Source organism: Streptomyces sp. NPDC047002 (assembly GCF_040704505.1).
Lineage (GTDB): Bacteria > Actinomycetota > Actinomycetes > Streptomycetales > Streptomycetaceae > Streptomyces.
This window is the reverse complement of sequence record NZ_JBEYWC010000046.1, coordinates 24376-46131: the sequence shown is the minus strand read 5'-3', so window position 1 is coordinate 46131 and position 21756 is coordinate 24376. Positions and strand designations below refer to the sequence as shown.

The following is a 21756-nucleotide window of genomic DNA, read 5'->3' as shown; positions in this document are numbered from 1 at the left end:
GCCGTGTCCGCAAAGTGAGTTGTTCGTTGGTAAGTCGTGGTGCGTCATTATGAGTTGACTGATGAGTCGTGGGCTGTCGTGGAGTCGTTGCTGCCGCGTTCTCGGATGGGGCGGCCGGTCCGGGATCGGCGGCAGGTGCTCAACGGGATCTTGTGGAAGCTGCCGACCGGGGCGGCCTGGCGGGATCTGCCTGAGTGCTACGGACCGTGGAAGACGGTCTACGAACGCTTTCGCCGCTGGTCGGCGGACGGTACATGGGACAAGCTGCTGGCCCATGTCCAGCAGCACTCCGACGCGGTCGGCGACGTCGACTGGACCCTGGTCTGCGTCGATTCCACCACTGTGCGTGCCCACCAGCACGCGGCCGGAGCCCGAAAAGGGGGCCCTGGACAGGTGAAGCCCTCGGCCGCTCCCGCGGCGGGGTGACCACCAAGATCCACCTGGCCTGCGACGGGCACGGCCGGCCCCTGGCCTTCACCCTGATCGGCGGCAACACCAACGACTGCACCCAATTCGAACCCGTCGTGGAGCGGATCCGGGTGGCCCGCCAGGGGCCGGGAAGGCCCCGCACGCGACCCGAACGGGTCGCCGCCGACAAGGGATACTCGTCCCGGAAAATCCGCGCCTACCTGCGTAAACGCGGAATCGCCTGCACGATTCCCGAACGCATCGACCAGATCAACGGCCGACTGCGACGCGGCGAAAGGCTCTGCCGCCTCGACCCCGTCTCCTACCGACGCCGCAACGTCGTCGAACGCTGCTTCGGCCGACTCAAACAAAACAGAGCCCTCGCCACCCGCTACGACAAACGAGCCGTCCACTACCAAGCCATGGTCACCATCGCCTGCCTACAACTCTGGCTCCCATGACTTTGCGGACACGGCCTAGCGCGGCGGGACACGAGGCGTGGCCGCAAGAGCGGCAGCCACCGTACGGACCGAGGCGTTCTCGAACATCCGCGCCAGGGGCAGCTCGCTGCCGAACTCCTGGGGCAGCTGCTGCCGGATGGCGATGAGCTGCACGGAGTCAGCCCCAAGACCGAAGAGATTCTCCGTGACGCTGACGTGGTCACACCCGAGCATCTTGGCGACGATCGCCGCGACCCGCGCCTCCGTATGAGATCCAGGCTCGACCGCCTCGGCGGCGGTCCCGGGTTCACCGGCCAGTTCCTCCAGTCGGCGACGGTCGACTTTGCCCTGGCCGGTCAGCGGTAGCTCGTCGATCAACCGGATCCTGCTCGGCACCATGTGCGCGGGCAGCGCGTTCATCGCGAGCTTGCGTAGCCGGCCGACCAGTTCGGCCGGCTACGCCGCCCAAGGCGACGCGACGCTGGCGTCCGTGGCCTCGTCCGCTTCCGCAAGCCCCACTCCGCCGAGCAGGCTGTGCAGCAGCACCTCGTCCTCGCCGAGGGCGAAGAGGCTACGCAACGGTTTCTCGTCCCGCAGCAGGCCGATCTGGCACAACCCGAGCGGTCCCTCGGTGGCCGACTCGGCCAGCAGTTGACTCATCGCGCCCGCCTCGATGAGGCAGAAGTGGTGGGCGCGCCGCCCGTACATCTGCTCGACCTCGGCCATCGGGCCGACGAGGAGCAGGAGGAACGCGGCCGAGGAGAAGGCGTCCTGGTTCATCGAGAGATGTATGGACGCCGGCAACTCGGCACCACTGCGCACGATGCGCAACTGCTGTGCCAGTGGGTCGTAGTAGTAGGTGCCGCCGGGCAGTCCGCCCACTCGCCCGGGGTGGACGTAGACGTAGGTCCGCACCGGGTACAGCGACCCGGCCGAACCGTACCGGTACTTCGGCACCGGGCGGTGTTCGGCGCCCACGGCCCGCAGGCAGTTGAGCAGACGGGCGAGTTCGGCCAGCGGAACCTCGGTCGCCGCGAACCGCCGGTGGCTGCGCCGCCGGTTCCACCGACGATCGGCCCGCTCCGGGTCAGGGAAGTCGGGCAGTCCGACCGCCGGAGAGGTCAGGTCGGTACGCCGGCCAGGCTGGGCCACGGTGACGGCCGCACGGTGGGCGGCATCGGTGATCACGTCGCCGAGCAGGCTCTGGTGCTCTGCACCGTCACCGATGGCTTCCTGGGCCGGGGCCGGCCGTTGCGCACGGTCCGGCACGACGAACGTGGTGAGGTAGCGGTGGTGGCGGGGCCCGGCGGCAGTGGTGACCGCCCTGGCGACCGCCGGGTGCTGGGCGAGCGTGGCGTCGATCTCGCCGAGCTCGATCCGGAAACCACCGATCTTGACCTGACTGTCCGTCCCAGGAACTCGATCGTGCCGTCCGGCCGCCACCGCCCCAGATCCCCGGTGCGATAAAGCCGCTCCCCGGACACGGGGTGGGTGATGAACCGCTCCGCCGTGCGTACGTGGTCGCGCCAGTACCCCTCGGCCAGCCCCAGGCCGCCGATGTACAGCTCGCCGGCCACCCAGACCGGGCAGTGCTCCAACCGGTCGTCGAGGACGTGGAAGCGCTGATTGGTCAGCAGCCGGCCGTATGGGATGGAGTCCCATTCGGGGTCGACCTCGCCGATTTCATGGGCAATGGACCAGATGGCGGCCCCGGTGGCCCCGCCCAGCGAGATAAGCCGGCACCCGGGCGACCACGCGCGCCAGCGGTCGGGCAGACCGACGGGGATCCAGTCACCGGACCACAACGCCACCCGGACACCGGGCAGCGCGGCGCCCTGCCGCCCGTCGGCTCCCAGATGGGAGACGACCATTTCCGCGACCGCGGGCACGCTGTTCCACACCGTCACCCCGTGCTCGGCCGCCAGCTCCAGCCAGTGTTCCGGATCCCGCTGCGCACCCGGACGCGGCAGCACCAGCCGGCCGCCCGCCCCCAGCACTCCGAACACATCGAACACGCTCAGGTCGAAACTCAGCGACGACAGGCCCAGCACCGCGTCGTCGGCCCCGATGCCGAACCGGTAGCAGACGTCCGTGCAGGTGTTCGGCGCCGCCTGATGCGGGACCGCCACACCCTTGGGCGCGCCGGTGGAACCGGAGGTGAAGATCACGTAAGGCCTGTTCGACCGCGGCGTTCGGCTGGTACGGCTCGGCGAAGTCCCGCTCCACGCAGTGGTCCGGGACGCCCAGGCCGCGGCGCCGGAGGACGCAGAGCGCCGCGTCGTACAGACTCGGTGCCCGCAGCACGGCCATGACCTGCTCGTACACCCAGCCCACCGGCCGGTACGGTTCCGCCATCCGGTGCGCCTTGTTGCCGAGCGCGAATTCGAGTTGCCGGTACATGTAGGACTGGACACCCGAGGCCGAGCCCCAGTTGGTCGCGGAAGGCCGCGAACTCCGTCGGCGTGATGGTGCTCAGCGACTCCCACGTCGTCGTGAGCACCCGCTGGACGCCCTCGACCCGCCGCAGGTGACGAAGGGCCTCGTCGAGGTCGTCCGCCAGCAGCAGGTCCCATATCCGGTTGACCTCGGTGAACAGCAGCTTGAACAGCAGTTCCTGGATCTGGCCGGTGATGCAGAACGGCAGTTCGGCGGGTTCGCCGGTGCGCGGGTGCTGGAGATCGAGCAGGACGTCCACGTGGTGGTACCCGATGTAAGCCGTGCTCTCGGAGTCGTTCGCGGCAGCGGAGTCGAGCATCGGCTCGCCGCCGGTGCTCTCCGCCCGTCGCCGTCGTTCCTCCTCGGTCAGCGGGGCGTAGGAGCGTGGGGCCGTACGCTCCGGCGTCATCGCGACATCAACTCCCGTCGAGTGTGGGCCGGCAACGCCGGACCGAGGGGCCGGTGAGGTGGACGAGGCCACGAAGCCCTGGCCGGAGCATCGCACGCCGGCGCGGAGACCGATCGGCAATCTTTCGCTTCTCATTCACCGGCGGGTTTCCGGTCCTCGTCGCCCCCCGTGTCCGCCTGTCCTGGGGCACCGGCAGTGATCAGACCCGCCAGCTCGGCGATCGTCGGACCGGCGTAGAGCTCCTGCGGGTCGATCTCGACGCCCGTGCGGGCGCTGATCTCCACGATGATCCGGACGGCCATCAGCGAATGACCGTCCAGCTCGAAGAAGTCGTCGTCGACTCCGACGGGGGACGTCCGGGCCAGATCGCCCCACATCTCGGCGAGCCACTGCTCCACGGGAGTGCCGGGGCCGCGGTAGTCCGAACTCAGGTCCCCCCGGCCCGGCGGCTCGTACGCGCTCAACGCGTCCCGGTCGACCTTGCCGTTCGCCGTCAGCGGCACGGCCTCCAGCCACACCAGGGTCCCCGGGACCATGTACGGGGGGACAGGGTTCCCAGGTGCGTGCGCAGGTGCTCGGAGACCAGCGGTTCGTCGGCCACGTAGAACCCGACGAGGGACCGCTCGCCCCCCGACGGCGTGGCGACCACCACGGCGTCCGTCACGTCCGGGTGCGCCCGCAGGGTGTGTTCCACGTCGCCCGGTTCGATTCGGAAGCCGCGGACCTTGATCTGCCGGTCCTCCCGTCCATGGAAGTCGAGCACCCCGTCCGCACCGCGGGATCCGAGATCTCCGGTGCGGTACATGCGGCCCCCCGGAACCGCCGAGAACGGGTTCGCCACGAACCGCTGGGCGGTCAGCGCCGGATCGTTGAGGTAGCCGTGCGTTAGACCGGCGCCGGCGGCGCAGATGTGGCCCTCCTGCCCGTCCGCCGCCATCCCGACGGCGTCGTCGAGCACGTGGACCTCGGTGCCGTCGATCGCCGGTCCGATCGGCACCCGCGGCGCCGTGACCGGCTCGACGAGGGCCGCGCAGCAGGTGAACGTGGTGTTCTCGGTGGGGCCGTAGCCGTTGATCAGCGCCGTGCCCGGGAGATCCGCCATGGCGGCGTTGACCGACTCCACCGACAGCACGTCGCCGCCCGCGAGCAGGAACCTGAGGCCGCGCAGCCGGGGCGTGAGACCCGAGGCGACCAGGTGGTGGAACAACCCAGCGGTCAGCCACAGGATCGTGACGCCCTCGGCGCTGACCAGGTCGGCGAGGCCCCCCAGGGGAAGCTGGTGCGCCGGCGCCACCACCAGCCGTCCGCCGTTGAGGAGGGGCCCTCAGATCTCCAGGGTCGAGGCGTCGAAGGCGACGGGGGCCAGTTGCAGGAAGACGTCGTCGGACCTGATCGGCAGATGACCCGCTCCGACGACCAGCCGCACGATCGCCCGGTGCGGCACCATGACGCCCTTCGGTGTTCCGGCCGACCCGGAGGTGTAGGCGATGTAGGCCGTGCTCTCCGGCGACGTACGGGCCGCGGGGCGCGTCGCCGGCCGTCGCGCAGCGCAGGCCCGCAGCTCCGGCAGCGGGTACCACGGCGGCTCCCCGTCCGTGGCGGACGGCGGCTCGTCGTCGGTGACGACCAGCGCCGGACGGGCGTCGAGCAGGACCGCCGTCCGGCGATCCGCCGGCAGGTGGTGGCCGAGCGCCAGGTAGACGCCCCCCGCCTTGAGGACGGCCAGCAGGGTGACGACGAGATCGGCGGAGCGGCGCACAAGCAGTGCCACCGGGACCTCGGTGCCCACCCCTCGGGCGCGCAGTTCGTGAGCCAGCCGGTTCGTCCGGCGGTCCAGTTCCGCGTAGGTGAGCCGACCACCGGCGTCGCACACCGCGATCGCCTCCGGACGCCTCGCCGCCTGCCGTTCGAAGACCTCGACGACGGTTACCGCTGTGCCGGACATGCAGGGTCCCTTCCTCGTGCGCCGGGCGGCCCGGTCCTCGCTGCGGGGCGTGCTCCCGGAACGCCCGGCGCCACGCGGAGTCCGTCGTGACGAGGTCGACCCGCCGTCGCGGGGACACCGCGTCACTCGCCGTGCAGTGGGGTGATGTTGTGGGTGAACCGGAACAGGTTGTGCGGGTCGTGCAGCGTCTTGACGCGTCGCAGCCGCCCGTAGTCCTCGGCCGCGAAGAGTTCCCGCACCTGTTCCTGGGAGACCGGGGCGCCGTCGTTGTAGAGGGAGTTGAGGCTGCGGCCGACGGTCCAGGGCTTCAGGGCGTCGTAGACGCGCTGATGTACCGGCCGGGCGACCGTGGACGGCGCGGCGGTGCCTCCGGTCATCACCCGCAGCAGGTAGGCGGCCTCCCGGCCGCCGACCGCGCCCGCGTCGGGGGGCCGGCGGGCGAAGGCCCCGCCGAGGTGGCGGATCTCCAGGATGCAGGGCACGGCCGCATCGGGCCCGGCCACGTCCACGACGGTCCGCAGCGCCGCGGGGTCGAGTTCGCGCAGCAGGACGTTCCCGCCGAAGTAGGCGTGCGGGACGCGCGGGTCCTGGTAGATGGTGCCCGCCTGCGTGTACGGCATCTCCCGGACGGTGTCGGACAGCCGGGGGCCGAGCGCCCGCAGGGGGGCCACGAGCCGTTCGCCCTCCTCGGCGGAGCCCGTGAAGGCGATCCGAACGTGTGCGGCGTAGCGTCCGTGCAGCGGCTCGGGGACGGACGGCCACGGCGGACAGGTCATGAGGCAGATCGAGGAGGTGAGTTCCTCGGGCAGCGTCAGGGTCCACGCCCGGTAGGCGTCCAGCAGGTCGAGGGGGCGGTCCGCGGCGAAGTGGAGGGCGCCGCCGTAGAGCCGTGTCACTGGCACGAGGGCGGTCTCGACGGCGGTGACGGCGCCGAAGTTGCCGCCGCCACCGCGCAGCGCCCAGAACAGGTCGGGGTCGGAGCCGGCCGTGACGTGACGCAGCGCGCCGTCCGCGGTGACGATGTCGACGGCGCGGACGTGGTCGCTGGCGTACCCGGTCAGGCGGCCGAGCAGGCCGATGCCGCCGCCGAGGAGGTAGCCGACGACGCCGACGTGTGGGGCCGAGCCGTTGACGGGAGCCAGACCGTGCGGGGCGGCCCGCTCGATGACCTCTCCCCATACCACGCCGGCCTGGGCCGTGACGGTTCCGGCCGCCGCGTCCACCGCGACGGCCTTCATCCGGCGAGTGCTGATGAGGACGCCCTCGCCGTCCAGGGCGGTGACGATGCCGTGTCCGGTGGACTGCACGGCGACGGGCAGCCTCCGCTCGGCGGCGAAGCGGACCGCGGCGCGCACGTCCTCGGGGCGGGTGGCGCCGACTACGGCGGCAGGGCGGTGCCGGAGGCCGGTCTGGAAACCGGAGCGTTCCTCGTCGTACTCCCGGCTGCCGGGCAGGAGGACGGGTCCTCGCACCTCGGCGGCCAGCGTCTGCACGTCCACGCTCATCCGTTGTTCTCCTTCCGTGGACGGCGTGGACACCGCCCCGCGAGTGCCGCTCGGCCGACAGGTCCGCTACCGCAGGGACGAGTTCTCCTGCACCCAGTGGAAGCCGCGGCTGACCAGCGGGAAGGTGGTGAGGTCGCGGCGGCGCAGGTGCAGGCGGTGGTGGCGGCCGTCGACCTCGCCGTCCAGGATCAGGAGATCGTCGGCCGGGCGCTCGAAGGCGAACGTCACCTGCCACTTCGGATCGGCCATCTTGGTCAGGGCGACCGAACGGGCGTTCATGTCGATCGACGCCATGCAGGGGTCGAGCGAGTCGTCCATGTGCTGGATGGCCACGGCGTCCACGGCGTCCACGACGATCCGGCGCCAGCGCCGGTCGTCGGTCGTCACGGGCGGGATCTGCTCGCCGTCCACGGAGAAGCCGGTGACGTCCCAGACGCCGTACAGCTCGGGCTTCTCCCGGCCGCCCCCGTGGTTCTTCCAGAACGCCCAGTCGTTGCGCAGTTGCGCGCCGAGGAGCAGGAGTCCGGCCCCGGCCTGGAGGGCGGTGGCGATGCGGTTCGCCCGGCGGGAACGGAAGAGATCCGTGGGGGCGGCCGCGGGGAGCGGGCGCTGCGTGAACGCGGCGTCGGCCAGGCGAGGCGTGTGCGGGGCCAGCAGAAGCAGGCCGAGCACGAGCAGGTGGAAGGAGTGGACCTTGACGGGGACGTCGAAGGTCATGTTGAGCAGCAGGACCTGCGACATCTCCACCGCGCACAGCAGCGCGCCCAGCGGCGCGGTACGCGGCACGATGAGCAGCAGCCCGCCCGTGATCTCGGCGCAGCCGAGCAGTATCTGGTACGGCTTCGAGGATCCCGTCTGCGCCCACAGCAGGCTCATCGGGGTGAGGCCGCCGAGCGGCTCGACGAGCTTGGACGGTGGCAGCTGGAACTGGAGGGGGACGGCCTTGGCCGCGCCGTAGGAGAACATCTGTCCCGCGAGGCAGAAGCGGGCGGCCAGGCGGAACCACTTGTCGAGGGCGGCACGGTCCGTCCGGCGCCGGTCGAGCACGGACCAGACCGGGGTGGCCGCAGCGGCGCCCGCGAGCCAGCAGAGCTGTCCCGCCCAGGTGTGCGGGTCGTCGCCGCCGTCGAAGCGGTCGCCCAGCTCCCTGCCGAGGACCCGGACGGACATCCAGTTCCGCACCGGGCGTATCGCCCAGCGTTTCGCCCAGGCGTCGGCCGCTTCCTGCAGATGCCCCATTCCGCCCCCGCGCAGGGCCAGATAGACCTGCGGGCTGGTCAGGCAGTACAGGCCGGCGTAGACGCAGCCGAACCGGTAGGCGGTGCGGGCGGCCCCGGCCCAGTTCGGCGGGGCCGGGGAGGTGCCGGCCGGTGGGAAGGCGCGTCTCGTCGCCCGGCCGGCCGGTGAAGACACAACGGTCCGCAGCCACTTGTCTACTCGCACCTTCATCATTGATCACCTTCTCAGGCGCCGTCTTCGGCGGTCGCGGTCAGCTACGGCGGAAACGTCCGAGCCAGGCGTGCACGTCGAGGAGTTCCGACGTGGTCGGAATGATGCCGCGCAGGAGAGCCTCGTCGATCGACTCGACCGTCCAGCCGTCGGCGAAGCCGTCGCGTAGGTGGTCGGCGGAGCGCTTGAGGGCGGGCGGCTCGTCGTTGTCCGGGAGCGGTGCCGGTATATCCTTTATGGCCTCGGCGAGCCGCACCTGCATCTCCGCGGAACCCCGGTCGCTGATCGAGAGGATGTGCACCACCGCCCCCGGGGGGCAGGCCCGGTGCAGGGCCGCCGCGTAGGCGCGCAGCGTGTCGCCCTCGAAGGTGTGGGCGAGTCCGGAGTCGATCACGGTGTCGAAACACCCTTCGTATCCCTTGAGGTCGAGGGCGTCGGCGACTTCGAAGACGGCGCCGAGCCCGCGGGCGGCGGCCTTGTCCCGGGCGAGGGAGATCGCCGTCGGGGACAGGTCCAACCCCGTCACCGCGTAGCCCTTGCCCGCCAGGTGGAGGGCGTCCTCGCCGGTGCCGCAGCCGGCGTCGAGCACCGTGCCGCGGACGAGCCCCGCTTTCTCCAGAGCGACGTAGGCGGGTTGGGGCGCCCCGATGTCCCACGGCGGTCGCTCGCCGAACGGGCTCTCCCCGCGGTAGACGGCGTCGAACACCTCGGTCATCGCCGCGGGACCGTCGGGTGCGCCGGCAGTTTCAGTCATGGCTGCCATGATTGCGTCGCGCCCCGGCGTCTCCTCGCTCTCTTGCGGACTTCTGTCACGGAGGCGTCGCCCGCCGGTCAGCGGGAGCCGTACTTGCGGACCGCGAGCGGGGCGAACACCGCGATCAGGCCGACCGACCAGGCCACGGTCTGCAGGACGTAGCTGGTCGCCGGGCCCCGGGTGAACAGTGCGCGCAGCGCGTTGACCGCCGCCGTCATGGGGCTGTGGGCGGCGTACGCCTCCAGCCAGCCCGGCATCGTGCCGGTCGGTACGAACGCCGAGGAGATCAGGGTGAACGGGAAGATCCACACCCCGCCGACCGCCTGGGCGGCTTCCGCGCTGCGCACCAACAGCCCGAGGTAGGCGGCGAACCACGACACCGCGTAGCCGAACAGCAGCAACAGCAGCAGGCCGGCCAGCGCGGGCACGAGGCCGTTGCGGAACCGGAAGCCGACCAGCAGGCCCACTCCCACGGTCACCCCGGCCACGCCGATGTTGCGGAAGATCTCCGACAGCGTGCGTCCGATCAGCACGGCGGTACGGCTCATCGGCATCGACCGGAAGCGGTCCATGAGGCCCTCGTGCATCTCGGCGGCGATCCCGATGGTGGTACCGGCGGCGGAGCCGTAGAGCGCCATCTGGACGAGGATGCCGGGCAGCAGGAACTGGGCGTAGCGTTCGCCGCCGACGTCGATGGCGCCGCCGAAGACGTACGTGAACAGCAGGATGAACATCACCGGCTGGACCAGTGAGAACATCACCAGTTCGGGGCTGCGCAGTACGTGCCGTACGTTGCGCAGGGTCATTTGCCACACGTCGGAGAACCACCACGCGAGGGCGTTGCCCGACGGCGTGTACGACGTGCCGCTCTCCCGGGTCAGAGTGGTGGAGGTCATGGCCGCCCGGTTTCCTTCCCACTGTTGCGCCGGTCGGTGCTGTGATCGGCGGATCGGCCCGTCACGGCGAGGAAGACGTCATCGAGAGTGGGCCGGCGGAGCGCCACGTCACCTATCGCGATCCCCGACTCCTTGAGCAGGTGAAGCAGGTCGGGCAGTGTGCCGCCGTCGGACAGCGGCGCGTGGACCTGCATCTTCTCGGGGTCGGCGACCGGGTCGGTGCCCAGCCGCTCCCGCAGGATCCGGACCGTCCGCTCCATGGCTCCCGTGTCGAGGAGTGTGATGCCGACCCGGTCGGGGCCCGCCTGTGCCTTCAGCTCGTCCGGGATGCCGCTGACGATGACCGTGCCCCGGTCGATGACGGAGAGGGAGTCGGCAAGCTGGTCCGCCTCCTCCAGGTACTGCGTGGTGAGCATTACGGTCGTTCCGTCCGCGACCAGTTCGCGCACGAGCCGCCACACCTCCATACGGCTGCGCGGATCGAGGCCGGTGGTCGGCTCGTCGAGGAAGACGAGCCCGGGCCGCGCCATGAGGCTGGCCGCGACGTCGAGCCGGCGCCGCATCCCGCCCGAGTACGTCTTGGGCTGCCGGTCGGCCGCGTCCTCCAGGCCGAAGCGTTCCAGCAGTTCGCTCGCGCGTGCCCGGCAGTCGTACTTCGACAGCCGGAACAGCCTGCCGATCATGTGCAGGTTCTCGCGCCCGGTGAGCAGTTCGTCGACGGCGGCGTACTGGCCGGTGAGCCCGATCATCGACCGGACCCGCCGGGGGTCGCGGCGCACGTCCACGCCAAACACCTCGGCCACTCCCTCGTCCGGCGCGATGAGGGTGGCCAGGATCCGGACGGTGGTGGTCTTGCCGGCGCCGTTGGGGCCGAGCAGGCCGTGCACCGTGCCCTTGGGTACCGTGAGTTCGAGACGGTCGAGTGCGGTGAGCGAGCCGAAACGCTTGCACAGTCCGACCGTTCTGATCGCTGCTGGCATCTGCCGTGATTCCTTTCCTGGTCCGACGCGCCCTGGGCTGGGGGTCGGCGACCTGGTTCAGTGGTGCACGGCACCGAGCAAGGCCGACATGTGGATGGCGTCGGCGGCCGCCGCGCCCGCCGCGGTCGACGCGGTGACCGACTGTTTCCAGCGACTGGTCAGGTCCCCGGCCGCGTACAGGCCCGGCACGCTGGTGCACTGGGAGGCGTCGACGCCGACGAAGCCGGCGTCGTCGACCGTCAGCTTCAGTTCTTCCGCCGCCCGCTGCACGACGGGCTGCTGCCGCTGTCGCGGCGTCCACACCAGGGTCTGCCGCTCCAGGACCCTGCCGTCGGCCAACTCGATGCCGTACAGGGACCCTTCACGGTGGTGCAGGCGGCGGACCGTTCCCGTGACGACGTCCCCTCTTCTGCTGCGCGCGGTCGCGCGAGCGGTCTCCAGGCCGGGCATCGACTCCTGGCAGATCGCGATCGTGTCCTCGCTCCAGGCGCGGAAGGCAACGGCCGACAGTCCCGCGAGTTCCGCGTTGTCGGCGACCGTCGCCCAGCGCCGGCCGGCGTTCTCCTCACCGAGGCAGAACGGGCAGTGAATCACGCTGCGGCCCCAGCACTCCGCGAAGCCGTCCACGTCGGCCGGATGGACGTCGACGACACCGGTCGCGAGCAGGACGGTTCGGGCCTCGACGGTCTCACCGCCGCCGAGGGCGACCCGGAAGCCTCCGCCGGGAGCGGAGGACACGCTGTCGGCGTCGCCCTCCAGCCGCTCCACGGTCGTGTAGCGGGAGAGTTCCCGCCAGGCGCGTTCCCGGAACTCGGCGGGAGTGACGCCGTCCATTCCGATGTGGCCGTGTACGCCTGCCGACGCGCTGTTGCGCGGTGCCCGGGGGCTGTCCACGACGATCACCGGGTGTCGGTATCTGGCCAGGCCGAGTGCCGCGGTGAGCCCGGCGGGGCCGGCTCCCACGATCACGGTGGTGTGGTCGGCGTGCGAGGACATCGGTCTGATCCCTTCCGTCGGGTGGCATGGACGGGGTCCGTCCACCGTGGGAGCGGTCCGGCAGGTGCTCGGTGTGGGAACGCCGGAATCGGATGTCGGCGGGCGGAAGCCGTCGGCCCGCATTGTCGTCGCCGCCGCGGTGGTGGGAAGGTGCGGGCGAAAGAGGTGAGCCAGACAGTCGTGCGCCTGCGCGGCACGGGCGATGCCGGCTTTCCGCCCGGGCACGAGCCGGCCGCGGTCGACGCCCCCGCCCCGAGTCACCAGGCGGGGGCAGGCGCAGGGCCGCGTCGGGTCAGGCGCCGACGTACTGGGCGAGGTGCTCGCCGGTGAGGGTGGAACGGGCGGCGACAAGATCGGCGGGCGTGCCCTCGAAGACGATCCGGCCGCCGTCGTGTCCGGCGCCGGGACCGAGGTCGATGATCCAGTCGGCGTGCGCCATGACCGCCTGGTGGTGCTCCACGACGATGACCGTCTTGCCGGCGTCCACCAACCGGTCGAGCAGGGCGAGCAGTTGCTCGACGTCGGCCAGGTGCAGGCCGCTGGTCGGCTCGTCGAGGATGTAGACGCTGCCCGCTCCGCCCATGTGGCCGGCGAGCTTCAGCCGCTGCCGCTCGCCGCCGGAGAGAGTGGTGAGCGGCTGGCCGAGGCTGAGGTAGCCCAGGCCGACCTCGGCGAGCCGGTCGAGGACGGTGCACGCGGCCGGTGTCCATGCCTCACCGCTGCGGAAGAACTCGGCGGCCTCGGCCACCGGCATCGCGAACACCTCGCTGATGTCCCGGCCGCCGAGCCGGTACTGGAGCACCGAGGACTGGAACCGCTTGCCCTCGCAGTCCTCGCAGGTGGTGGCGGTGCCGGCCATGATCGCCAGGTCGGTGTAGATGACCCCGGCGCCCTTGCAGGTGGGGCAGGCGCCCTCGGAGTTGGGGCTGAACAGGGCGGGCTTGACCCCGTTGGCTTTGGCGAACGTCTTGCGGATCGGTTCGAGCATGCCCGTGTAGGTGGCCGGGTTGCTGCGCCGGGAGCCCTTGATGGGCGACTGGTCCACCGTGACGACGCCGTCGCGGCCCGCCACCGAGCCGTGGATCAGGGAGCTCTTGCCGGAGCCCGCGACTCCGGTGACCACGGTGAGCACGCCGAGCGGGATGTCCACGTCGATGTCACGCAGGTTGTGGGCGTCGGCGCCGCGCACCTCCAGCACACCGGACCGCTCGCGCACGGTCGGCTTCAGGGAGGCCCGGTCGTCCAAGTGCCGTCCGGTGACGGTGCCGGCGGCCCGCAGGCCCTCGACCGTGCCCTCGAAGACCACCTCGCCGCCCTTGGTGCCGGCGAGGGGGCCCAGGTCGACGACGTGGTCGGCGATCACGATCGTCTCCGGCTTGTGCTCCACGACCAGCACGGTGTTGCCCTTGTCCCGCAGGCGCAGCAGCAGGTCGTTCATCCGCTGGATGTCGTGCGGGTGCAGGCCGACGGTGGGCTCGTCGAAGACGTAGGTGACGTCGGTGAGCGCAGAGCCCAGATGGCGGACCATCTTGACGCGCTGGGCCTCACCGCCCGAGAGCGTGCTCGAGGACCGGTCGAGCGAGAGGTAGCCCAAGCCGATCTGGACGAACGAGTCGAGGGTCTGGCCGAGCACCGTGCACAGCGTCCTGACCGACGGATCGGTCAGACCGCGGACCCAGGCCGCGAGGTCGCTGATCTGCATGGCGCAGGCGTCGGCGATGCTGATGCCGTCGATCTTCGCGGACCGGGCGGTCTCGCTGAGCCGGGTGCCGTGGCACTCGGGGCAGGCGGAGAACGCCACCGCCCGTTCCACGAAGGCACGGATGTGCGGCTGGAGCGTCTCCTTGTCCTTGGACAGGAACGACTTGCGCACCCGCTCGAGGAGTCCCTCGTAGGTGGTGTTGACGCCCTTCACCTTGACCTTGACCGGGTCCCGGTGCAGGAGGTCGTGCCGTTCCTGTTCGGTGTAGTCGCGGATCGGCTTGTGCGGGTCGAGGAAGCCCGACTCGGTGAACGACTGCACCACCCAGCCGTCGGGTTTCCAGCCGGGGACTGTGATCGCGCCGTCCGCGAGCGACTTGGAGTCGTCGAACAGCTGGGCGGGATCAATGTCCGAGACGGTGCCCATGCCCTCGCACCGCAGGCACATGCCGCCGACGACGCTGAAGCCCTTCTCGATCTTCTTGCCGTTCACCACGAGGACACCCGACGCGTCGGCCGAGGCGACGTTGAAGGCGAACGCCTTCTGCGAGCCGATGTACGGCTTGGCCAGCCGGCTGAAGAGGATGCGCAGCAGGGTGCCCGCGTCGGTGGCGGTGCCGACCGTGGAGCGCAGGCTGGTGCCCATCGGCTGCTGGTCGACCAGGATCGCGGTGGTCAACCCGTCGAGCAGGTCGACCTCGGGCCGCGCCAGGGTGGGCATGAAGCCCTGGATGAAGGCGCTGTACGTCTCGTTGATCAGCCGTTGCGACTCCGCGGCGATCGTGTCGAACACCAGGGAGCTCTTGCCCGAGCCGGAGACTCCGGTGAACACGGTCAGGCGTCGTTTGGGGATCTCCACGTGCACGTTCTTGAGGTTGTTCTCACGTGCCCCGTGCACACGGATCATGTCATGGCTGTCGGCGGCACACAGCGCAGCGGGCTGGGTGCCCGTCTCCGTGCCGACCGTCATGGTGTCCCTCCCCTTTGTCGGACGCGGCACGCCTTCGTCATGCGACGTGGTGACGAGTTCCTGAACGTCCCGGTTCATGGGCTCAAGCGTATACCTGCAAAGTCGGTTGAGAGTTTTGGTGAGGCAACGCGGATTTTTCTGGATAGAGTCTCAAACCGTGAAGTACCTGCGTCCATACGACCTCGCCCGTGAGCACGGCATTTCCACCCAGGCGGTCCGCAATTACGAGCGGGACGGGTTCATCCCGCTCGCCCGGCGGACCGCGTCCGGCTACCGCACCTACACCGAGGTCCACGCGGCGGCCCTGCGCGCCTATCTGGCGCTCGTGCGGGCATACGGATACGCCACGGGCGGCGAGATCATGCGGTCGCTCAACACCGGCGACCTCGACGCCGCGCTGACCGCCGTCGACCGCGGCCACGTCCAGCTGCTGCGCGACCGGAGCACGCTGGACGCGGTGGGGCGGGCCGTGGAGCACCTCACGCGTGGGCCCGCCCTCACCGAGCACACCTCCTCCGCCAGCGGCGAGCCGCTCAGCATCGGCGAACTCGCGCGCCGCCTGGGGGTGACCGCGGCGACCCTGCGGAACTGGGAGGCGGTGGGCGTCCTCGCCCCCGCCCGGGAGCCGGTCACCGGCCACCGTTCGTTCGGCGCCACGGACGTACGCGACGCCGAACTGACCCATCTGCTGCGGCGCGGGGGCTACCCGCTGGAACACATCCGCACGGTGGTCCGGCAGATCCGCACGGCCGGCGGCACCGAGGCGCTGTCCGCCGCCCTCGAGGACTGGCGGCGACGGCTCACGGCCCGTGGCGTGGCCATGCTCGACGCGGCGGCCCGTCTCGGTGGGTACGTGACCCTCCTGGACATCGCCCCGGCCGGACCGCCGGCCGCCGGGGAACCCGCTCCCGCGCCGGAATCCCCATCGACGGTTTGAGACCTCCCGATCCGGCGGATCCAGTCGCGGCGCCGACGGCACCGCCGTAAGCCTCAACGAGTCTTTCAATGATTCGATTGACAGACATGAGAAAGGACTTCCACGGCCTTCCCGTGGCCTCGTGCGCCGTACTGGCGCTCGGCGAGCCCACCCACCGGGAACCCGCCTTCGGGTGGGTACGCAACGAGCTGTTCGTCCGGCTGGCCCGCCTCGGTTTCCGCTCGATCGCCCTGGAGACCGACCGCGTGGCCGCGCTGCGCGTCGACGACTTCCTCAAGGGCGGCGACGGCGATCTCGACGAGGTGGTGCGGGAGGGTTTCTCCCACGGCTTCGGCGACCTGGAGACCAACCGGTGCCTCGTCGCCTGGATGCGCGACCACAACGCGGGCCTGCCGCCGGAGGAGCAGCTGACCTTCCACGGCTTCGACCTCCCGACGGAGACCACCAGCGCCCCCAGCCCGCGGCGCTGTCTGGAGCAGGCCCGTGACTACCTGGGGCTCGACCTCGACCTGACCGCGCTGTCCGGCCCGGACGAGCGGTGGAGCCGTACGGAGGCGGTGATGGACCCGGCCATGTCGGTCGGCGCCACGCCCGAGGCCGAGCGGCTGCGGTCCCTCGCCGACGACATGCTCACCCTGCTCCACGCCAACGCCGCCGACCGGATCGCGCAGACCTCGCGCGCGGAGTGGCTCCGGGCCAGGATCCACCTCACCGCCGGCCTCGGTCTGCTGCGCTACCACCGGCAGGCGGCCCAGCGCATGGAGAACAACGCCCGGCTGTCCCGGCTGTTCTCCACCCGGGACGCGCTCATGGCGCAGAACCTGCTCGACATCCGCAGCATCGAGGGCCGCCGGGGCGCGACGCTGGTCTTCGCCCACAACGTGCACCTCCAGCGGACCCCGAGCAGCTGGAGCATGGGAGACCTGCGGGTCGACTGGCCCGGGGCAGGCACCATCGTGGCACCGCTGCTGGGCGAGCAGTACGTCTTCGTCGCCGGCAGCCTGGGCCGCAGCGAGGCCATCGGGCTGGGCGACCCCGAGCCGGGCACCTACGAGAGCGTTCTGCAGGACCGCGTGACCGATTGGGCCCTGGCCTCCACCGGCACGGTCACCGCCGCCCGGACCCGGACGGACACCACCCCGCAGCAGGGCTACTTCCCGCTCGACCAGGGCCTCTGGGACACCACCGACGCGGTCCTGCACGTCCGTGACGGCGCCGCCGTCACCGGGTCGGGGGACCTCCTGCGCGCCCTGGCCGGTGCCGGGAGCGCGCTCTGACAGAGACGGGAAGGATTCGCGGGCTCCCCGGGCGCCGGGGATTAGATTCGCCGTCGATCAGGGAGCCTCCCGAAGGAGCTGACCGCACTTGAACACGGTTCCTGAACTGTTCGAGTCAATCGTCGCCCGACGGGGCACGGAGCCCGCGCTCATCGACGCGGAGGGCACCCTCGGGTACGCGGAGCTGAACACCCGGATCAACCGGCTCGCCCGCAGGCTCATCGCCCACGGTGTCGGCCCCGACTCGCTCGTCGCGGTCGCGATGCCCAAGTCGCGGGAACTGATCGTGGCGATCATGGCGGTGCTCAAGGCCGGCGGCGCCTACCTCCCGCTCGACCCGGAGTATCCGGCGGAACGCCTGGCGTTCATGGTGTCCGACGCGCGGCCGGTGCTGCTGCTGCGGTCCTCCTCGGTGGCGCCGCTCGACGCGGGCCCGGAGGAACTCGTCCTCGACGACCCGGCGTTCCGTGCCGCGTGCGCGGCCGGGCCGGGGCACGACGTCTCCCAGGACGAGCGCCGCTCCGTCCTGCGCCCCGATCACCTGATGTACGTCATCTACACCTCGGGGTCGACCGGAACGCCCAAGGGTGTCGCGGTGCCGCACAGCGGGGTCCGCGACATGGCCGCCACCCAGGCAGCCTTCCTGCGGGCGGGGCCGGGCGACCGCGTGCTCCAGTGGGCCTCCATCAGTTTCGACGCCGCCTTCTGGGACGTGTGCCTGGCGCTGCTGTCCGGGGCGGCCCTCGTGACGGTGCCCGCCGAGGACCTGCTGCCGGGCGATCCGCTGTGGAACACCTTGCTCAAGTACGACATCACCCACGCCACACTGCCCCCCGTGGCGCTCAGCGAGACCGACGCCGAGGACGTACTGCCCGGCGGGATGATCATGTCCACGGGGGACAGCTGTACGCCGACCCTGGTGCGCAAGTGGTCCCGGGCACGGCGGATGTTCAACGGCTACGGCCCGACGGAGGTGACCGTCGGGGCGACGATCGCCGGACCGGTGCGCGACGCCGGTGACATCGGGATCGGCACGCCGTGGTCCAGCAAGGAGGTGCACGTGCTCGACGAGCGGCTGCGCCCGGTGCCGCCCGGCACGGAGGGCGAGCTGTACATCGCGGGCACCGGGCTGGCGCGCGGCTACCTCGACCGGTACCCGGCGACCGCGGTGAAGTTCGTGGCCGACCCGTTCGGGCCGCCCGGTACCCGGATGTACCGCACGGGCGACCGGGGCCGCAGGGGGCCGGACGGCGAGCTGTTCTTCGCGGGCCGCGCCGACGGCCAGGTGAAGCTGCGCGGTTTCCGGGTCGAACTCGGTGAGATCGAGGCCCGGCTCGCCGCCCATCCGGCGGTGGACGTCGCCGTCGCCGTGGTCCGGGGCGAGCTGGCCGACGCGCATGTCGTCGGCTACGTCACCACCATGGGGCCGGTGGAGCCGGCCGATCTGCGCGCCCATGTCGCCGAGTCGCTGCCCGCCCACATGGTGCCCGCACGGGTCACGCTGCTGGAGCGGTTCCCGACGCTGGCCAACGGCAAGATCGACCGGGGGGCCCTGCCGCAGCCGGACGCGGGCGTACCGGGACTCCCGGACGGCGGGCGGGCGCCGGAGGCCGTCGAGGCGGACGACCGGGCGGCCGTGGTCTGCGCGATCGTGCGGGACGTCCTCGGGATCGCGGAGGCGACGGTCGCCGACAACTTCTTCCAGCTCGGCGGGCACTCCGTGCAGGCGACCAGGCTGGTCACCCGGCTCCGGGAGCGGTTCGGGTTCGCGCCGTCGATCCGGACCGTGCTGGAGGCGGCGACGATCGGCGAGCTGGCCGCGGCCGTCGAGAGCCGGCTGCCCGGCTGACGGCCGTCAGCGGAGGGCGACCGGCAGACTGGCGTAGCCGTTCAGGAAGTTGGAGTAGACCGGGGCGGGCTCGCCGCACACCTCGATCTCGGCGACCGACTCGGTGAGCGCGCTCAGCAGTGCGCGCAGCTCCGCCCGGCCGAGGAACGCGCCGACGCAGAAGTGCGGGCCGTGGCCGAAGGACAGGTGCTTGTTGGGCGAGCGGGCCGGGTCGAACCGACGCGGCTGGTCGAACACCTCCTCGTCGTTGTTGGCGGAGATGTTCCACAGCGTCACGATGTCGCCCGCGCGCACCTGCCGGCCGCCTATCAGCATGTCGCGGGTCGCGGTGCGGGCGAAGTGCCTGGCCGGCGTGGCCCAGCGCAGCACCTCCTCGACCGCCGTGTCGACCGCGGCCGTCCCCTCGCGCAGCGCCCGCCACTGGGCGGGGTGCTCGGCGAACGTTTTGACCGCGCAGATCGCGGAGACGCGGGAGGACTCGTCGCCGCCGAGCACGAGGCTGTAGCAGTTGAGCGCGGCCTCCTCCAGCGTCAGCGGGCGGCCTCCCGCGTCCGCTGTGGCGATCATGCTGATCACGTCGTCGCCCGGGTCTCGGCGGCGGTGCCGGGCGAGGTCCATGAAGTAGCCGATGATCTCGTTGCGGGCCTCCAGGGAGTCCAACCGGTCGGACTCGGCGTCGTCCGAGGAGAGGGCCAGCTTGTTCCAGCGCAGCAGCTTTTCGCGGTCCGCCTCCGGAATGGAGAGCAGATCGCAGATCGTGTTCATCGGGATGTGCTCGGCGACCGCCGCCGCGAAGTCGAACTCACCCTGCCGGGCGACGGTCCTGATGAGCCGTGACGTCCGTTCCCGCACCCTCTCCTCCACCGCGCCGAGGACGCGCGGGGAGAAGGCGCGCAGCATCAGGTTGCGCAGCTCGCGGTGGCGGGGCCGGTCGGTGACCGCGAGCATCTTGCCGCCCGCCGAGTCACCGCCGCTCAGCAGGACGTCCAGTACGGTCCCGCGAGCGGAACTCAGGGAGCGCACGTCGGCGTAGCAGGACAGCACGTCGGCGTGGCGGGCGACGACCCAGAAACCGGGATCTCCCTCGTGCCAGTACACGGGCCGGTGCTTGCGCACATCGCGCCAGAAGGTGTGGGCGTCGTGTCGTACGAAGGCGGTCGCGTCGGTCAGGTCCAGCTCGGTCGGGGTGGTCATGCCGAAATCGTCACATCGGCGGCGCCCACGCCGGGCAGCTCTTGCGCAGGTCTTTCGTCGTGAATGAGAGACGAAAGAATGCTGATCAGGCACTTCCTTCCCGTGCCAAGCTCAGGAACATGGGTCGTTGGACGCGCCGGATCGTCCGGCTGCGGCCGGTAGACCACCTATGACGAGGAGGCGGCGTCCTGAGTACCTTGACGTATGGGGACTATCTCCACATGGAGACCCTGCTCTCGCTCCAAAAGCCGAAGGCCCCGAACACAGCCGGCCGCGCGGTCGTCCTGGCCGAACAGTTCTTCATCATCACCCACCAGTCCTGCGAGCTGTGGCTCAAGCAGCTTGGGGCTGATCTGGACGCCGCTGCCGAGGCTCTCCTGCCGCCCTGCGATCCGCACGACCTGGAGCTGGGGCTGGAGTTCCTGCAGCGGTCCGGTGAGTTGATACGGGTCCTCCAGCAGCAGTTGGCGGTGCTGGAGAAACTGCCACTGCGCTACTTCGCCGAGTTCCGGACCTATCTGGACACGGCGAGCGGCGCGCAGTCCGCTCAGTTCCGGCGGCTGACGGCGCTCCTCGGCAACAGCCATCATCAGGGCAGCCTCTACGAGGCGTTCGCGGTGGCGGCCGAGTACCACGGGCAGTCCGTGCACGACGTCCTCCGGCGCGGCGTGGAGTGCGGCGTGCTGCACCGCCTCGCCGAAGCGCTGGTGGACCTGGGCAACGGCTACTGGCACTGGAAGGTGGCGCACCTGGCGCTGGTGTCGAAGATGATCGGGGAGCAGGACGGGACCGGCGGCTCGAGCGGTGTCGACTTCCTCGCCCGCCGCGTCACCCGGCCCTTCCCCGAACTTCGCCACCTGCGCGGGAAGGTGCACCACCCGTAGTCTTCCGGCCGCCGACGAGTACTCATGGATGAGGGCCTCCTGCGCCCGGGCGTGGATGGCGCGGTCCACACCGGGCCCAGGAGGCCCTCACGTGATCGTGCGTCCCGCACGTGTGTCACCGCCGTGCCGGGGCAGCCGCCTAGCGTGATTCGATGTCCAGGGCGTAGCCGCGGCCCCAGGCGGTGCGGATCACCAGGTCGGTCGGTGTCAGACGGCGGCGCAGCCGCATGATGTGGAGGTCGAGCGAGTTCCTCGTCGGCCTCTGCACGCGTTCCGCGAGCCGTTGTGAGAGTTCGTGTCTGTACACCACCTCCCCGAAGTGCTCGATGAGCAGCTCCATCAGTTCGGTCTGGACGCTGGAGACGGTGATGGAGTGCGAACCGAAGGTGAGTGTTCCGGCGGAGTCGAGGGTCGGTGTCTGTCGGCTGTCGAGCCGGTTCTGGAGGGCTCTGACCCGGGCGTCGAGATCGTCCCGGGAGATGGGCGCCCGGACCCAGTCCTCGAAGGGGTCGTTGCAGACCGGCGGGCGGGCACCCGCCTCCACCACGAGGAGACGAGGCACTCCGTCCCTCCTACATCGGTTCCGAAGGTCCGTTTGTGCCGGCCATCGGACGAACATGACATCGCTGGTCGTGCATTTCACAGCGTGCGCCTCCCCGTCGACGCAAAGAGATGATCACTGTCGTCGTCGGCCGGCGGCGTTCTCGCGTCGGCCGAGCAGGCATA

The 21756-nt window shown here is 70.9% G+C and carries 18 protein-coding genes and 2 pseudogenes; 5 read left to right on the top strand and 15 right to left on the bottom strand.

Features of this window, described 5'->3' with window-relative positions:
* Positions 1-39 precede the first annotated feature (39 nt).
* Positions 40-869 (top strand): annotated as a pseudogene (locus AB0910_RS29535) (IS5 family transposase).
* A gap of 15 nt (positions 870-884) precedes the next feature.
* Here the strand turns inward: AB0910_RS29535 and AB0910_RS29530 are convergent.
* The 13 genes and pseudogenes from AB0910_RS29530 to AB0910_RS29470 all read right to left on the bottom strand — a co-directional run bounded on the left by AB0910_RS29530 (position 885) and on the right by AB0910_RS29470 (position 14889).
* On the bottom strand, positions 885-1268 hold the full coding sequence (locus tag AB0910_RS29530) for a phosphopantetheine-binding protein (protein ID WP_366747721.1): 384 nt from the start codon (positions 1266-1268) through the stop codon (positions 885-887).
* A gap of 36 nt (positions 1269-1304) precedes the next feature.
* Positions 1305-2036 (bottom strand): SagB/ThcOx family dehydrogenase, encoded by a 732-nt coding sequence (locus tag AB0910_RS29525; RefSeq protein ID WP_366747720.1) that lies wholly within the window; start codon positions 2034-2036, stop codon positions 1305-1307.
* Positions 2033-3016, bottom strand: coding sequence for an AMP-binding protein (locus AB0910_RS29520; protein ID WP_366747719.1), 984 nt, complete (start codon positions 3014-3016; stop codon positions 2033-2035). The genes AB0910_RS29525 and AB0910_RS29520 overlap by 4 nt, the downstream gene beginning before the upstream one ends.
* Complete coding sequence (locus AB0910_RS29515) at positions 3013-3693, bottom strand: tryptophan 2,3-dioxygenase family protein (RefSeq protein ID WP_366747718.1); 681 nt, start codon at positions 3691-3693, stop codon at positions 3013-3015. The genes AB0910_RS29520 and AB0910_RS29515 overlap by 4 nt, the downstream gene beginning before the upstream one ends.
* Positions 3694-3824: 131 nt before the next feature.
* A complete protein-coding gene (locus AB0910_RS29510; protein ID WP_366747717.1) occupies positions 3825-4229 on the bottom strand; it encodes a phosphopantetheine-binding protein in 405 nt (134 codons plus the stop codon).
* A pseudogene (locus tag AB0910_RS29505) lies at positions 4187-5638 on the bottom strand (amino acid adenylation domain-containing protein). The gene AB0910_RS29510 and the pseudogene AB0910_RS29505 overlap by 43 nt, the downstream one beginning before the upstream one ends.
* A 122-nt stretch (positions 5639-5760) precedes the next feature.
* Positions 5761-7143: an FAD-binding oxidoreductase gene (locus AB0910_RS29500; RefSeq protein ID WP_366747716.1), complete on the bottom strand. Its 1383-nt coding sequence runs from the start codon at positions 7141-7143 to the stop codon at positions 5761-5763.
* A 66-nt stretch (positions 7144-7209) separates the two neighbouring features.
* Entirely contained in the window at positions 7210-8592 is a 1383-nt protein-coding gene (locus tag AB0910_RS29495; protein ID WP_366747715.1) for a DoxX family protein, read from the bottom strand.
* Positions 8593-8632: 40 nt separating this feature from the next.
* Positions 8633-9346 (bottom strand): class I SAM-dependent methyltransferase, encoded by a 714-nt coding sequence (locus AB0910_RS29490; protein ID WP_366747714.1) that lies wholly within the window; start codon positions 9344-9346, stop codon positions 8633-8635.
* A 77-nt stretch (positions 9347-9423) separates the two neighbouring features.
* The gene (locus tag AB0910_RS29485) at positions 9424-10242 is read right to left on the bottom strand and encodes an ABC transporter permease (RefSeq protein WP_366747713.1); all 819 of its coding nucleotides are present in this window, start codon (positions 10240-10242) and stop codon (positions 9424-9426) included.
* Positions 10239-11222 carry an ATP-binding cassette domain-containing protein gene (locus tag AB0910_RS29480; RefSeq protein WP_366747712.1) on the bottom strand — a complete coding sequence of 328 codons (984 nt, stop codon included), beginning with the start codon at positions 11220-11222 and terminating at the stop codon, positions 10239-10241. Before AB0910_RS29480 ends, AB0910_RS29485 begins: the two co-directional genes overlap by 4 nt.
* Before the next feature lie 57 nt (positions 11223-11279).
* Positions 11280-12218, bottom strand: coding sequence for an NAD(P)/FAD-dependent oxidoreductase (locus AB0910_RS29475; protein ID WP_366747711.1), 939 nt, complete (start codon positions 12216-12218; stop codon positions 11280-11282).
* 292 nt (positions 12219-12510) lie between these two features.
* Positions 12511-14889: an excinuclease ABC subunit UvrA gene (locus AB0910_RS29470; protein ID WP_366747723.1), complete on the bottom strand. Its 2379-nt coding sequence runs from the start codon at positions 14887-14889 to the stop codon at positions 12511-12513.
* Positions 14890-15046: 157 nt separating this feature from the next.
* Here AB0910_RS29470 and AB0910_RS29465 point away from each other — a divergent pair, with 157 nt between their 5' ends.
* From AB0910_RS29465 to AB0910_RS29455, 3 genes are all read left to right on the top strand, one after another.
* Positions 15047-15826, top strand: coding sequence for a TioE family transcriptional regulator (locus AB0910_RS29465; RefSeq protein WP_366747710.1), 780 nt, complete (start codon positions 15047-15049; stop codon positions 15824-15826).
* Between the two features lie 86 nt (positions 15827-15912).
* Positions 15913-17103: an erythromycin esterase family protein gene (locus tag AB0910_RS29460; protein WP_366747722.1), complete on the top strand. Its 1191-nt coding sequence runs from the start codon at positions 15913-15915 to the stop codon at positions 17101-17103.
* An 88-nt stretch (positions 17104-17191) separates the two neighbouring features.
* A complete protein-coding gene (locus AB0910_RS29455; RefSeq protein ID WP_366747709.1) occupies positions 17192-18952 on the top strand; it encodes a non-ribosomal peptide synthetase in 1761 nt (586 codons plus the stop codon).
* A gap of 6 nt (positions 18953-18958) precedes the next feature.
* On the opposite strand, the gene AB0910_RS29450 is transcribed toward AB0910_RS29455, so the two are convergent.
* Positions 18959-20146: a cytochrome P450 gene (locus AB0910_RS29450; RefSeq protein WP_366747708.1), complete on the bottom strand. Its 1188-nt coding sequence runs from the start codon at positions 20144-20146 to the stop codon at positions 18959-18961.
* A 197-nt stretch (positions 20147-20343) separates the two neighbouring features.
* Between AB0910_RS29450 and AB0910_RS29445 the strand changes: the two genes are divergently transcribed.
* Positions 20344-21030 (top strand): tryptophan 2,3-dioxygenase family protein, encoded by a 687-nt coding sequence (locus AB0910_RS29445; protein ID WP_366747707.1) that lies wholly within the window; start codon positions 20344-20346, stop codon positions 21028-21030.
* A 139-nt stretch (positions 21031-21169) separates the two neighbouring features.
* Here the strand turns inward: AB0910_RS29445 and AB0910_RS29440 are convergent, their stop codons facing one another.
* Complete coding sequence (locus tag AB0910_RS29440; RefSeq protein ID WP_206281307.1) at positions 21170-21592, bottom strand: winged helix-turn-helix domain-containing protein; 423 nt, start codon at positions 21590-21592, stop codon at positions 21170-21172.
* Between the last annotated feature and the right edge of the window lie 164 nt (positions 21593-21756).

Coding starts and splice junctions, on each gene's coding strand:
- AB0910_RS29480 (WP_366747712.1), bottom strand. CDS start 11,222: ATGCCAGCAGCGATCAGAACGGTCGGACTGTGCAAGCGTTTCGGCTCG.
- AB0910_RS29530 (WP_366747721.1), bottom strand. CDS start 1,268: ATGAACGCGCTGCCCGCGCACATGGTGCCGAGCAGGATCCGGTTGATC.
- AB0910_RS29450 (WP_366747708.1), bottom strand. CDS start 20,146: ATGACCACCCCGACCGAGCTGGACCTGACCGACGCGACCGCCTTCGTA.
- AB0910_RS29500 (WP_366747716.1), bottom strand. CDS start 7,143: ATGAGCGTGGACGTGCAGACGCTGGCCGCCGAGGTGCGAGGACCCGTC.
- AB0910_RS29490 (WP_366747714.1), bottom strand. CDS start 9,346: ATGACTGAAACTGCCGGCGCACCCGACGGTCCCGCGGCGATGACCGAG.
- AB0910_RS29510 (WP_366747717.1), bottom strand. CDS start 4,229: ATGGTCCCGGGGACCCTGGTGTGGCTGGAGGCCGTGCCGCTGACGGCG.
- AB0910_RS29475 (WP_366747711.1), bottom strand. CDS start 12,218: ATGTCCTCGCACGCCGACCACACCACCGTGATCGTGGGAGCCGGCCCC.
- AB0910_RS29485 (WP_366747713.1), bottom strand. CDS start 10,242: ATGACCTCCACCACTCTGACCCGGGAGAGCGGCACGTCGTACACGCCG.
- AB0910_RS29470 (WP_366747723.1), bottom strand. CDS start 14,889: ATGACGGTCGGCACGGAGACGGGCACCCAGCCCGCTGCGCTGTGTGCC.
- AB0910_RS29460 (WP_366747722.1), top strand. CDS start 15,913: ATGAGAAAGGACTTCCACGGCCTTCCCGTGGCCTCGTGCGCCGTACTG.
- AB0910_RS29515 (WP_366747718.1), bottom strand. CDS start 3,693: ATGACGCCGGAGCGTACGGCCCCACGCTCCTACGCCCCGCTGACCGAG.
- AB0910_RS29495 (WP_366747715.1), bottom strand. CDS start 8,592: ATGAAGGTGCGAGTAGACAAGTGGCTGCGGACCGTTGTGTCTTCACCG.